General features: G+C 70.5%; 8 protein-coding genes and 1 riboswitch. Of the genes, 2 read left to right on the top strand and 6 right to left on the bottom strand.

The features are described 5' to 3' along the window. Positions 1–230: 230 nt before the first annotated feature. The 5 genes from FM069_RS01895 to FM069_RS01875 form a co-directional block, all read right to left on the bottom strand. On the bottom strand, positions 231–1418 hold the full coding sequence (locus FM069_RS01895; protein WP_143486547.1) for a sugar transporter: 1188 nt from the start codon (positions 1416–1418) through the stop codon (positions 231–233). Positions 1419–1680: 262 nt separating this feature from the next. Then, the gene (locus FM069_RS01890) at positions 1681–2631 is read right to left on the bottom strand and encodes an ABC transporter substrate-binding protein (RefSeq protein WP_178106638.1); all 951 of its coding nucleotides are present in this window, start codon (positions 2629–2631) and stop codon (positions 1681–1683) included. Next, positions 2631–3368, bottom strand: a complete 738-nt coding sequence (locus FM069_RS21530) for a (2Fe-2S) ferredoxin domain-containing protein (RefSeq protein ID WP_178106637.1) — start codon at positions 3366–3368, stop codon at positions 2631–2633. The genes FM069_RS01890 and FM069_RS21530 overlap by 1 nt, the downstream gene beginning before the upstream one ends. After that, positions 3368–5341, bottom strand: coding sequence for a TonB-dependent receptor plug domain-containing protein (locus tag FM069_RS01880; RefSeq protein WP_143486543.1), 1974 nt, complete (start codon positions 5339–5341; stop codon positions 3368–3370). Before FM069_RS01880 ends, FM069_RS21530 begins: the two co-directional genes overlap by 1 nt. Positions 5342–5422: 81 nt before the next feature. Next, a riboswitch (cobalamin riboswitch) is annotated at positions 5423–5624 on the bottom strand. A 45-nt stretch (positions 5625–5669) separates the two neighbouring features. Continuing rightward, a complete protein-coding gene (locus FM069_RS01875) occupies positions 5670–7076 on the bottom strand; it encodes an aminotransferase-like domain-containing protein (protein ID WP_143486541.1) in 1407 nt (468 codons plus the stop codon). Between the two features lie 114 nt (positions 7077–7190). Between FM069_RS01875 and FM069_RS01870 the strand changes: the two genes are divergently transcribed. Together FM069_RS01870 and FM069_RS01865 are read left to right on the top strand one after the other, a co-directional pair. Further along, positions 7191–8054: a DMT family transporter gene (locus FM069_RS01870; protein ID WP_143486539.1), complete on the top strand. Its 864-nt coding sequence runs from the start codon at positions 7191–7193 to the stop codon at positions 8052–8054. 121 nt (positions 8055–8175) lie between these two features. Then, entirely contained in the window at positions 8176–10536 is a 2361-nt protein-coding gene (locus tag FM069_RS01865; RefSeq protein ID WP_143486537.1) for a DNA polymerase II, read from the top strand. Between the two features lie 154 nt (positions 10537–10690). Here FM069_RS01865 and tssH read toward each other — a convergent pair whose 3' ends face one another. After that, the gene (tssH, locus tag FM069_RS01860) at positions 10691–13396 is read right to left on the bottom strand and encodes a type VI secretion system ATPase TssH (RefSeq protein WP_143486535.1); all 2706 of its coding nucleotides are present in this window, start codon (positions 13394–13396) and stop codon (positions 10691–10693) included. Between the last annotated feature and the right edge of the window lie 6 nt (positions 13397–13402).

Raw genomic sequence — 13402 nt, 5'->3', positions numbered from 1 at the left:
GGCGTGCAACGTCGTGTTGCCCGTCGAAAGTACCACAGGAAAAACCGGAATAAAAAAGTGGGAATAAGCTTATAACCACTCGCGGCGTTAGCCGCGGATCGCGAACACCCACCTGGGTAGCCGCACGTACGCCGTGTTTAGGCCCGCGGCAGCCGGAACTTAAGGGTCCGGGCAGCCGCGCCGTTCGCGTCTGGCGAATTCGCCAGGCTGGGTGCCTGGGCCCTCGACGATCAACTGGTGTGGCGGAACGAGTCGGCGAAGCGCCAGGTGGCGAAGAGGCCCAGGCCCAGGCCGAGCAGGGCGAGCCCGCCGCCCACCGGGCCGATGTAGGCGAGGCCCAGGTGCAGGCTCACCAGGCTGCCCAGTAGCGCGCCGGCACCGATGCCCACGTTGTAGAGGCCGGAGAACAGCGCCATGGCCACGTCGGTGGCGTCCGACGCGAGGCGCAGCACGCGGGACTGCTGGGCCAGGCTGAAGCACATGATGGCCATGCCCCAGGCCACGCTCAGGGCCATCAGCGCCGATGGCCGCCCCGCCAGGGGCGTCAATAGCGCCAGGCTCAGACTCAGGGCGACGATGGCCAGCAGCGGGAAGCTGCGGGGGAAGCGCTCGCTGTAGCGGCTGAACAGGATCGAGCCGAACACCCCGGAGCCGCCGAACACCAGCAGCAGGGCGGTGGTACTGGCGCTGCTCAGCCGTGCCACTTCGCGGGCGAAGGGCTCGACGTAGCTGTAGGCGGTGAACTGGGCGCTGATCACCAGCACCGTCAGGGCGTAGAGGGCCACCAGGGGCGGGCGTCGCGCCAGCAGCGGCAGGCTGCGCAGGGAGCCGGAGTTCTGGCTGGGCAGGCGCGGGAGCGAGCGGGCCAGGAACAGCAGGGTCAGCACCGACACGCCGGCGATGCAGAGGAACGTGGTGCGCCAGCCGAGGGCCTCGCCCACCACCCGGCCGAGGGGAATGCCCAGGACCATGGCCAGGGTGGTGCCGGTGGCCAGCAACCCGAGGGCTTTGGCTTGCTGGCCCGGCGGCGCCACGCGCACCGCCAGGGAGGCAGTGATGGACCAGAACACCGCATGGGCGAAGGCGATGCCGATGCGGCTGAGCATCAGCGTGCCGAAACTCCAGGCCAGGCCGGACAGCACGTGGCTGGCGATGAACAGCAGGAAGATGCACACCAACAGGCGCCGCCGTTCGATGTTGCGGGTCATCAGCATCATCGGCAGCGAGGCCAGGGACACCACCCAGGCGTACAGGGTCAGCATCAGGCCCACCTGCGCGGTGGGCAGGTCGAAGCTGCGGCCGATGTCGCTGAGCAGGCCGACCGGGACGAATTCGGTGGTGTTGAAGATGAAGGCGGCCAGGGCCAGGGCGAAGACGCTCAACCAACTGCCGTTGGGGGTGTGTGATGCGGTATCCATGGGAAGAGTCCGGTAGCAGGGCGAAAAGCCGACCCGGTGATGCCGGGATCGCCGCCAGCCAGGGGCTGCGCGCCATCCGGATGCGGGATCCAGGTAGCCACGGGCGAGAAGAGGATGGTTGTTTTTGGAATGAGGCGGGGTACGGCCGAATGCCGCTATTCTACGCGCCCGGCCCCGCCTCCGTCACGGCGAGTCGCCCAGTGGATGGGCCGCGGGGGCCCTGGGACGGGGGTTCTGCCAGGGCCATGACGCTTTCGTCGGCTCAGGGCGCCGGCCTGGGGGGTGCCAGGCAGCGTTCCAGCGCCGCCAGCTGGCGGGCCAGCGCCTCGACCGCCCGTGCACTGTCCACCGAGGGCACCAGGTGGCTGAACGGCATGCGGACCCAGCAGGCGTTCCGCACCGCGCGCAGCGTCGACAGCGTTGGGTCGTCCTGCAGGTAGGCGATCTTGTCGGCGGCGGGCGACCAGACGGCATCGGCCAGGAGCAGCACGTCCGGGTCGCGCAGCAGCAGCGTCTCGCGACTGACCGCGGTGCGCCCCAGCGGGAGATCGCCGAACAGGTGGGTGGCGCCGGCCGCTCGCAGCAGCTCGTCGACGAAGCCGCGGCCGCCCTCGCTGTCCAGCCCGTGGCTCACGCTGTCCAGGTAAAACACCGTGGGCCGCCGGGGCAGGCGGGCGAGCCGCTTCGCCTCGGCCAGGCGCCCTGCCTGCTGGCGGATCAGGCGTTCGGCGAGGGCTTCCCGGCCCAGCAGGGCGCCGAGGGTACGCAGGTCCGTCTCGATGCCGGTGAAATACTGATCGGCGCGACGCGCACAGGCGGCGTCCAGCAGGTAGCTGCCGATGCCCTGCTCGGCGAGGGTCCGACGCGCCAGCAGGCCCTGGCCGAACGCCGAGGCGAACCCGCCCACCACCAGGTCCGGCTGCAGGGCATAGAGCGCCTCGGCGGTGGGGTAGCGTGCGGCGACCAGCGGCACACCGTGGTAGCGCCGGCTGGCCAGGGCCTGGGGGTCGTCGTCGATGTAGGCCACCCCCAGTAGCGCCGGCCCGGCGTCCAGCGCCAGCAGCAGGTCCGCGGCGTGCTGGTTGAGGGCGAGGATGCGGCGGGGTGGCTGGGACACCCGCCACGTCTCCCCGCAGTTGGCGAAGGACTGGCCTGCCACCGCCTGGGCCGGCAGCACCCAGGCCAGCCAGGCCAGCGCCAGCAGCCGGCGCATCAGGTCTCGTCCTCAGGCAGTGGCAGGCGCAGGGCGGCGACCGGACGGCCGTGGAGCAGGTGCTCGTCCACCACCCGCAGCACCTGCTGCGGGTCCTGCACCCCGTACCAGCAACGATCCGGGTAGACGGTGAGCAGCGGCCCGCGGTTGCAAGGAAACTGGCAGCCGTTGCGGGTCAGCAGTATGCCGCCCGGGGTTTCCACCAGGTCGTGTTCCACCAGGCGCCGGCGCAGGACTTTCCACAGGGACAGGGCGCCCCGGCGCACGCAGCGCGGGCCGGTGCAGAGGAACACGTGGCGACGGTGGGGCGGCGGCAGCGACCAGTCCGGCTGCGACGCCGCCGGCTTCACGTCCAGGCAGTCGACCTGCTGGCCGGGGTCATCAAGGGCCTGGCGGATGGCACGGGCATCCAGGCCGCGCCGGCCCAGGGCGGCCAGGGTGACCCGCGGGCCGGCGGCCGGCTCAACACCGGCGGCCTGGGCAAGGGCTTGCAGCTCGGCCCGCAGCCAGTCCAGATAGGCGCCGTCGGACGTGGGTTCCAGGTCCACCACCAGTAGCCGCTCCCGGCGTGCCAGGTGTTCCGCGGCCAACCGCCAGAGCGCGTCGAAGCCGTCGGTGGTGTCCACGGCCAGCACCTGATCGCCGGGCCCGGCCAGTTGGGCCTGCAGGGCGTCACCCTGGGCGGGATGCAGCGGGCCGGCCAGCAGGACCTGCCGGGGTGCGTCGAGGGGCGTCATCAGAAGCTCAGGGTGTAGCGCAGTTCGGCGGTGCGCGGCCGGCCGCGGTTGTCCACCTGGCGCAGGCCGTTGCTGGTGGTGCCGGTGGCGTAGTCGCGGTCCAGCAGGTTCTCCAGCAACAGGCTCAGGCGATGCTGGCGGGCGGCGTCCAGGTAGCGATAGGCGTCGGCGTCCACCACGCTGTAGTGGCCGTAGTCCTCGCCCTGGGCGTTCTCCTGGCTGCCGATGTAGCGCAGCGCGCCGCCCACGCCCCAGCGGCCGTCGGTGCTGTCGTAGCCCAGGCGGGTGCGGGCGAAGAACGCGGGGATGTTGTTCAGGGTGACGCCCTGGTGGGTCTCGACCCAGTTGCGGGTGAGGTCCGCCGACACCTGCCAGCCCGGCCGTGGTTCCCAGCGTCCGTTGAGGTCCACGCCCCGCACGTCGATGCGCCCGCCGCCGTTGACCCAACGCTCGCCGTCCAGGGCGATCAGGTCGCTGATGGAGCGGCGGAACAGGGTCACGCCGGCCGTCGCCGGGCGCTGCAACAGGTCGCCGTCGAAATCCACGCCCAACTCGGCGTTGCGGCTGCGCTCCGGCTTCAATGACGGGTTGCCGATCTCCGAGCCCGGCTCGTTGACGTAGAGCTGCTCGGCGTTGGGCAGCTTGAAGGCGGTGCCGAACTGGCCGCGCAGGGCCACCGCCCGGGTCAGGTCATAGCGGGAGGTGAGCATCCAGACGGTGGCGCCTTCGCCGCCGGACAGCGCCTCGCGGCGCACCCCCAGGCTCGGGTGCCAGTCGGGGATCGCCGCCAGGTGCGGGCGCAGATGGGCGTACAGCGCGTGGGCGCGGGCCTCGTTGTCGTCGATCACCAGCACGTCGTCCTGGCCGCGGTACCACTGGTGGTCGCTGCCCACGATCAGCTCGTGCTCGCCCGGCAGTCGGGCCTTGCCCTCCAGCTGCACGCCCCAGTCGCGGAACCCCCAGTAGTCGCCATCGTTGAGCACCGAGGTGCCGCCGTCCGGCAGGTTGTAGACCCGGGTGTAGCGGGTGTCCCAGACGTTCAGGTGAGCCTTGACGAAGTAGCTCAGGCGTTCCCCGGCCTGCTGGGTCCAAGTGGCCGTGGCGATTTGGTGGATGCGCTCGTTCTCGGTATGGCGGTTGCTGGTGGGCCGGGCGAAGTCCAGGTCGGCATCGGTGTGCTGGTAGAACAGCGCCAGGCGCGCCTGGTCGCCGAACCCCTGGATCGCCTTGGCACCCAGGGTGGTCACGTCATAGGAGCGGCGGTTGTCGCTGACCGTGGCGGTGAGGTCGCGGTCGCGGTAGGGGCGGTAGCCGTCGGACCGGTTGCGGCTGACGTAGGCCAGCAGGCCGAGGTCGCCCAGGCCGTTGCTCAGGATGCGCTCGGCGCGGGCGTCGGCGCTGCGCCCGGCGAAGCTGTCGAGCCCCAGGTCCAACTGGCCGCCCAGGTCGCGGCGGCGGGCGTCACGGGTGACGATGTTGATCACCCCGGCCACCGCCTGGGTGCCGAACAGGATGCCCTGGCCGCCCTTGAGCACTTCGATGCGCTCCACCGCGGTGGTGGGCAGGGTGTCCAGGTACAGGCCGCCGTAGAGGCGGTTGTTCAGCCGCACGCCGTCCAGCAGGATCAGGATGTCATCGCTGCGGCTGCCCTGCAGCGAGTAGGTGCCGTAGTCGAAGGGGCCGTTCTTGGGTGCCACGAACAGCCCGGGGACGTACATCTGCAGCACCCGGCTGACGTCTGCGCTGGGCCCGGCCCGCTCGATCTGCTCGCGTTCCACCACCACCCGCTCGGCGCCGTAGTCGGCCATGTCCTGGGCGGCGATGGATTCCTCCGAGGGCGCGTTGACGATCAGGCCGTCCAGGGCCAGGGGCGCCGCGAGGGCATCGGCGGCGGCCAGGCAGGCGCCGCCCCAGGCCATCCGCAGCAGGGTGGAAGGCCGGTTCGAAAACGGGGTGAAGCCACGAAATACCATGTACTACGTCCTCATGGCGAGGACGCGCGCAAGCGGGCACCGGGCAAGGCCGGACGCAGCATGCGCCCGCCCTCCGCAGGTTTGCCGATGAATGTCCGGGCCGGTCTCCGGGCTCGCGAGTCTGGAGGCATTCGCCTTCCCGTGCAGCGCACAGTGGCGTATCGAATGCGTCACTCGCATACCGTTGCGGGGGCAGCGCCGGACTGGTCACCTCGGTGACGTACCGGCTTCCCGTTTCACCTCGCGCGCGGCGGCGCAAGACACCTGAACGGCGGCGACTATGGCCACCGGTTCCCGCCTTGTCAACGAACTGGCGCGGCCCGCGCTCCTAGCCAAGCAACCGGCGCAACACCTCGTAGAGCCGCGGGTCGGTGGACTGGGCGATGTTGAAGCGCATGAAGCCGCTGGCGTTGCCGGACAGGCTGAAGACGTTGCCCGGGGCCAGCACCACCTCATGGGTCAGGGCCTCGCGAGCGAGGCTCACGGCGTCGACCCCGTCCGGCAGGTGGCACCAGAGGAAGATCCCCGCCCGGGGCATCGCCCAGGGCGTGATGCCCTGTTCCTTGAGGCGCGCCGCCACCGGTGGCAGGGTGCGCGCCAGGCGCTGGCGCAGGCCCTCCACGTGGCGCCGGTAGCTGCCGTCCTTGAGCATCCGGTGCACCAGCCCAGCCGACAGCCGGCTGCTGCCGAAGCTGGTGGCCACCTTCAGGTCCAGCAGCGGTTCGTGCCAGTCGCGACGCACCGCCAGGTAGCCGCAGCGGGTCGCGGCGGACAGGGTCTTGGAGAAGCTGCCCACGTGCACCACCCGCTCCAGGCCGTCGAAGGCCGCCAGCCGCGGCGAGGGCTCCGGCTCGAAGTCGGCGAAGATGTTGTCCTCGACGATGGTCAGTGCGTATTGCTCGGCCAGCTTCAGTACCCGGTGCGCCACCACCGGCGAGAGGGTCGCCCCGGTGGGGTTGTGCAGCGCCGAGTTGGTCAGGTACAGCCGCGGCCGGTGGGTCTCCAGGGCGTGCTCGAAACGGGCCAGGTCGGGGCCGCCCGGCGTGTAGGGCACCGCCACCACCTTCGCCCGGTGGGCCCGCAGCAGGGCGTGGAAATTGAAGTAGCAGGGGTCGTCCACCAGCACGCAGTCACCGGGCTCCAGGAGGAAGCGGCAGAGCAGGTCCAGGGCCTGGGTGCCGGAATCCATCAGCAGGATCTGCTCGGGGCCGGCGTCGATGTTCTGTTCGGCCAGGCGCCGGGCCAGCAACTGCCGCAGCGGCAGCATGCCCTGGGGCGCCTCGTAGTCCCCCAGCTCCGCCGGCTCCGCGCGCGCCAGGCTGCGCAGGGCGCGGCGCAGGCTTTCGTGGGGCAGCCAGTCCGCCGGCAGCCAGCCGCAGCCGGGTTTGAGCAGGCCGTCGGCGGACTCCAGGGCCTGGCGCGACACCCACAGCGGGTCCACTTCCCGGTCCAGCCGCGGGCCCACTGCTTCCAGGCTCAGGGGCGCGGCGGGCTGCGCCACATAGAACCCCGAGCCGCGCCGGGCGAGGATCGCGCCTTCGGCGGCGAGCCGATCATAAGCCTCCACCACGGTGGACTTGGACACCTTGAGGGCATCCGCCAGGGCGCGGATCGAGGGCAGCCGCGTGCCGCTGGTGAGCTGCCGGCTGGCGATGCGCCGACGCACTTCGTCCATCACCTGGGCGGTCAGGGTCACCGGCAGGTCGGCGGGCAGGGGCGGGGGCGTCGAGGTCATCTGTCATGCTTCCTGTACCGGTACGGCTCGGACGAAGTGTACGGGTGCTGTCCTGGCGTCGCCAGGGGCGGGCGTACCACCATGGCGGTCCGAATTCCCGATTCAGAGGTGCACATGCAACGGACGACCCGCGGTTGGCTCGATGGCCTGCTCGGCGTGGCGATCTTCAGCGGTTCGCTGCCGGCGACCCGGATCGCCGTGGCGGACTTCGACCCGCTGTTCCTCACCGCCGCCCGGGCGCTGATCGCCGGTCTGCTGGCAGTGCTGATACTGGGCCTGCTGCGGCCGACCCGGCCGGAGCGGCGCGAACTGGCCAGCCTGGTGACCGTGGCCCTGGGGGTGGTGGTGGGGTTCCCGTTGTTCACCGCCCTGGCGCTGCAGCACATCACCGCCGCCCGCTCGGTGGTGTTCATCGGCCTGCTGCCCCTGTGCACCGCGCTGTTCGGCGTGCTGCGCGGGGGTGAGCGGCCACGTCCGGCGTTCTGGTTGTGCGCGCTGTGCGGCAGCGCCTGCGTGGCCGGCTTCGCCCTGACCCGCGACGTGCAGGGCGCTTCCTGGGGGGATGGCTGGATGCTGGCGGCCGTGCTGGTCTGCGGCTACGGCTACGCGGAGGGGGCGCGGCTCTCGCGGCGCCTGGGGGGCTGGCAGGTGATCTGCTGGGCCCTGGTGCTGGCATTGCCGGTGATGCTGCTGGCGTGCCTGGCGGCGGGGGCGCCCGTGTGGGCGTCGGTGAGCGCGCCGGCCTGGACCGCGCTGGCCTACGTGTCGCTGTTCAGCATGCTGATCGGTTTCGTGTTCTGGTACCGCGGCCTGGCCCTGGGCGGTATCGCCGCGGTGGGCCAGTTGCAGCTGCTGCAACCCTTCCTCGGCCTGGGGCTGGCGGCTGGCCTGCTGCACGAGACGGTGGAACCGTCGATGCTGGCGGTCACCGTCCTGGTGGTGGCCTGCGTGGCCCTGGCCCGGCGTTTCGCCCGCTGAGGCCGGGCGCCCGATCGCCCGTCCTGCCTGCCCCGGCCGCATAGCCGCTCGGGCGGCGCGCCTCGACGGGGGTGACCCCGGCCCCTAGAATCCGCGGAAACGGGCGTGCGAGGGCGAGGGGTTGGAGGTACGGCAGGGGTTTGTCCTGACCCGCCATTGGCGCGACACGCCGGACGGGACCGAAGTGGAGTTCTGGCTCGCCACCGACGACGGTCCTTGCCGGGTGCGGGTGCCGGCACAGCCCGCGGTGGCCTTCATTCCCCACGTGCAGCGCGGCCAGGCGGAAACCCTGCTGCGCGGCGAGACCGGGGTGGAGCTGCGGGACCTGGCGCTGCGGGACTTCCAGCAACGTCCGGTGTTCGGCCTCTACTGCCGTCACTACCGCCAGCTGCTGAACCTGGAGAAACGCCTGCGGGGCGCCGGCCTGGATGTCTACGAGGCCGACGTGCGCCCGCCGGACCGCTACCTGATGGAGCGCTTCATCACCGCCCCGGTGGCCTTCAGCGGCACGCCAGGGGCGGACGGGCTGCTGCGGGACGCCATGCTGCGGCCGTCGCCGGACTACCGCCCGCGGCTGCGCCTGGCCTCCCTGGACATCGAGACCGACGCCCGCGGACAGCTCTTCAGCATCGGCCTGGAAGGCTGCGGCCAGCGCCAGGTGTACATGCTCGGCCCGCCCACCGGTGGCGAGGCGGCGCTGGATTTCCGCCTGGACTACTGCGAGTCCCGGGCGCAGCTGCTGGAACGGCTCAACGACTGGCTGGCCCGCCACGACCCCGATGCCCTCATCGGCTGGAACCTGGTGCAGTTCGACCTGCGCATCCTCCACGAACACGCCCAGCGCTTGCAGGTGCCGCTGCGCCTGGGGCGCCACGGCGAGCCCATGAGCTGGCAGGAACATGGCAGCCGCAGCCATTTCTTCGCCGGCGTGGCCGGGCGGCTGGTGATCGACGGCATCGAGGCGCTGCGTTCGGCCACCTGGAGCTTTCCTTCCTTCAGCCTGGAGAACATTTCCCAGACCCTGCTGGGCGAGGGCAAGGCCATCGACACCCCTTACCAGCGCCTCGACGAAATCCTGCGCATGTTCGCCGAGGACAAGGCGGCCCTGGCCCGCTACAACCTCAAGGACTGCGAACTGGTCACGCGGATCTTCGAAAAGACCGGGGTGCTGCGCTTCCTGCTGGAGCGGGCCAGCGTCACCGGGCTGGCTGCCGACCGCAGCGGCGGCTCGGTAGCGGCCTTCAGCCACCTGTACATGCCGCCCATGCACCGGCTGGGGTTCGTCGCGCCGAACCTGGGCGACCGCAGCCCGGAGGCCAGCCCTGGCGGTTTCGTCATGGACTCTCGGCCGGGGCTCTACGAATCGGTGCTGGTGCTGGACTACAAGAGCCTCTACCCGTCCATCATCCGCACGTTCCTGATCGACCCGGTGGGCCTGATCGAGGGGCTGCACGCACCGGACGACGCGGACACGGTGCCGGGCTTTCGCGGCGCACGGTTCTCCCGCGAGCGGCATTGCCTGCCAGCCATCGTCGAGCGCATCTGGCAGGGCCGCGAAGCAGCCAAGCGCGACGGCAACGCGCCCCTGGCCCAGGCCCTGAAGATCATCATGAACGCCCTCTACGGCGTGCTGGGGGCCAGCGGTTGCCGCTTCTTCGATACGCGCCTGGCGTCCTCCATCACCCTGCGCGGGCACGAGATCATGCAGCGCACCCGCGCGCTGATCGAGGCCGAGGGCCATACGGTGATCTACGGCGATACCGACTCCACCTTCGTCTGGCTGCAACGGGGTCACGACGAGGAGGAGGCGGGGCGGATCGGCCGTGAATTGGTGCAGCGGGTCAATGCCTGGTGGCAGGCCCACCTGCAGGAGACCCTCGGCCTGGACAGCGCCCTGGAACTGCAATTCGAGACCCATTTCCGGCGCTTCCTGATGCCCACCATCCGCGGCGCGGAGGAGGGCAGCAAGAAGCGCTACGCCGGTCTGGTGCAGCGGGCCGACGGCCGCGAGGACATGGTCTTCAAGGGCCTGGAGACGGTGCGCACCGATTGGTCGCCCCTGGCCCAGCGCTTCCAGCAGGAACTCTACCGGCGGATCTTCGCCCGCGAGCCGTACCGGGACTACGTGCGCGAGTACGTCCGGCAGACCCTGGCCGGCGAGCGGGACGACGAGCTGATCTACCGCAAGCGCCTGCGCCGACGCCTGGACGACTACCAGCGCAACGTACCGCCTCACGTACGGGCGGCACGCCTGGCCGACGACTACAACGACCGCCTGGGGCGGCCGCGGCAGTACCAGAACGGCGGCTGGATTCGCTACGTCATCACCGTGGCCGGCCCGGAGCCCCTGGAGAACCGCAGCGCCGCCATCGACTACGAGCACTACCTGACCCGCCAACTGCAGCCGGTGGCGGACGCCATCCTGCCCTTCGTCGACGACGACTTCAGCGCGCTGATCGATCGGCAGATGGACCTGTTCTGAGGCGGTACGGTACGGATTGCTGAGGGAGAGCACTGGGGACGGGGGAGGGGCCCGACCTGGGCGAAAAAGAGTGGGGAAGCCTTCGGGATCGGAGAAAAGTGGCGGTGGCGGGAGAAACGGTCCCGCCCGGCAGTGCGCCGGGCGGGCATTCCGGTCAGGCGCGTTCTTCGAACTGGTAGTCGAAGTCTTCGCCCGCGGCGCTCAGGCGGATCGACTGCAACGCCTTGCCATCGGCCAGGCGCGACAGATACTCGCGACTGATCACCGGCAGCACCGTGTGGGTGAGGATGGCGTCGATCATCCGGCCGCCGGATTCCACCTCGGTGCAGCGGCGGATGACCAGGTCGATGGCCTCCGGCGTGTACTCGAAGCGGATGCCGTGCTGCTCCTCGGTACGCGTGCGGATGCGGTCCAGCTGCAGCGCGACGATCTTCGCCAGGGTCTCGTTGACCAGCGGGTAGTAGGGAATCACCACCAGGCGGCCGAGGAAGGCCGGCGGGAACACCTTCAGCAGCGGCTCGCGCAGCGCGGTGCCCAGGGCTTCCGGTTCGGGCGCCAGCTCCGGTTCGCGGGTCAGGCTCATCACCAGGTCGGTGCCGACGTTGGAGGTGAGCAGGATCACCGTGTTGCGGAAGTCGATCAGCCGGCCCTCGCCATCCTCCATCCAGCCCTTGTCGAAGACCTGGAAGAACAGCTCGTGGACGTCCGGGTGGGCTTTTTCCACCTCGTCCAGCAGCACCACCGAGTAAGGCTTGCGCCGGACCGCCTCGGTGAGCACGCCGCCCTCGCCGTAGCCGACGTAGCCCGGCGGCGCACCCTTGAGGGTGGAAACGCTATGGGCCTCCTGGAACTCGCTCATGTTGATGGTGATGAGGTTCTGCTCACCGCCATACAGCGTCTCCGCCAGGGTCAGCGCGGTTTCGGTCTTGCCGACGCCGGACGGGCCCACCAGCATGAACACGCCAATGGGCTTGTTGGGGTTATCCAGGCGCGCGCGGGACGTCTGGATGCGTCGGGCGATCAGTTCCAGGGCGTGACGCTGGCCGATCACCCGCTGGTCCAGGGTATCCACCAGGTTAAGCACCGCGGTGATCTCGTTGCGCACCATGCGACCCACTGGGATGCCGGTCCAGTCGGCTACCACCGAGGCGACCGCCGACTCATCCACCGCCGGCAGCACCAACGGGGTCTCGCCCTGCAGGGCGGCGAGTTCGGCCTGCAACCGGGCATGTTCCGCCAGCAGGGTGTCGCGGTCCGGGGCTGGCGTGGCCGTTTCGTCGCCTGGCTCGATGTCGGTGTCGGCGTTGGCCTCCGCTTCCGGCTGGCGCAACTGGGCGCGCAGTTCCAGCAGGCGCTCGGCGATGCCTTTCTCCTGCTCCCAGCGCGCCTGCAACTGCTCGACCCGGGCCTCTTCCTCGGCCAGGCGGCCCAGGCAGCGAGCCTCGCGTTCGGCCACGTCCAGGCCCACCGCGCGCTCGCGCTCGATGATGGCCTTCTCGGTGCGCAGGATCTCGATCAGCCGCACGCTGTTCTCCAGCTCGGCCGGGGAGGTGTGCTGGCTGACGGCGACCCGGGCACAGGCGGTGTCCAGCAGGCTCACTGCCTTGTCCGGGAGTTGCCGGGCGGGAATGTAGCGGTGGGACAGGCGCACGGCGGCGGCGATGGCCTCGTCCAGCAGCTGCACCTTGTGGTGCTTCTCCAGGATGTCGGCGATGCCGCGGACCATGGCGATGGCCTTGTCCTCGTCCGGCTCACCCACCTGGATCACTTGGAAGCGGCGCGTCAGCGCCGGGTCCTTCTCGATGTACTTCTTGTACTCGCTCCAGGTGGTGGCACCGATGGTGCGCAGGGTGCCGCGCGCCAGGGCCGGCTTGAGCAGGTTGGCGGCGTCGCCGGTGCCGGCGCTGCCGCCGGCGCCGATCAGGGTGTGCACCTCGTCGACGAACAGGATGATCGGCTTCGGGCTGGCGTGCACTTCGTCGATCACCTGGCGCAGGCGCTGCTCGAACTCGCCCTTCATACTGGCGCCGGCCTGCAGCAGGCCGATGTCCAGGGTCAGCAGGGAGACGTCGCGCAGCTGCGGCGGCACGTCGCCGCTGGCCAGGCGCAGGGCGAAACCTTCCACCACGGCGGTCTTGCCGACCCCGGCTTCACCGGTGAGCAGCGGGTTGTTCTGCCGCCGGCGCATGAGGATGTCGACGATCTGGCGGATTTCTTCCTCGCGGCCGGTGACCGGGTCGATCTCGCCCTTGCGGGCGCGCTCGGTGAGGTCCACGGCGAAGCGGGCCAGGGCGTCCTGCTTGCCCTGGGGTGCCAGGGCGCCGCTGGCCTCGCCCGGCTCGGCACCGGACAACTGGCTGCCGTCGGCGGCGTTCAGGCCGTCTTCCGGCGAGCCGCGGAGGATGCGCGGCAGCTCGCGGGCCAGGGTGTCGGCGTCCAGGTTGGCCAGCTCACGGGAGGTGTGGGCCAGCACGTTGCGCAGGTTGCCGCTCTTGAGGATGCCGAGCAGCAGCGTACCGCCCCGGACCTGGTCGTCGCCGAACATCAGGGTGGCGTAGACCCAGCCCCGCTCCACGGCGCCTTCCACGTGCTCGGACAGGTCGCTGATGGCGGTGGCGCCACTGGGCAACCGGTCCAGGGCCCGGGTCAGGTCGGCGGCCAGCGTGCCCTCATCGATCTCGTAGTGGCGGATGATGCGGTGCAGGTCGCTGTCGTTGAGCTGGAACAGCTGGTGCAACCAGTGCACCAGCTCCACGTAGGGGTTGCCCCGCAGCTTGCAGAAGACGGTGGCACCCTCGATGGCCTTGTACAGGACCGGGTTGAGTTTGCCGAACAGGGCGGTACGACTGATGTCGCTCATCGTCAG

It is taken from the genome of Pseudomonas mangiferae (genome assembly GCF_007109405.1).
Lineage (GTDB): Bacteria > Pseudomonadota > Gammaproteobacteria > Pseudomonadales > Pseudomonadaceae > Pseudomonas_T > Pseudomonas_T mangiferae.
The sequence above is the reverse complement of the archived record's forward strand: the minus strand, read 5'-3'. Positions and strand labels throughout refer to the sequence as shown.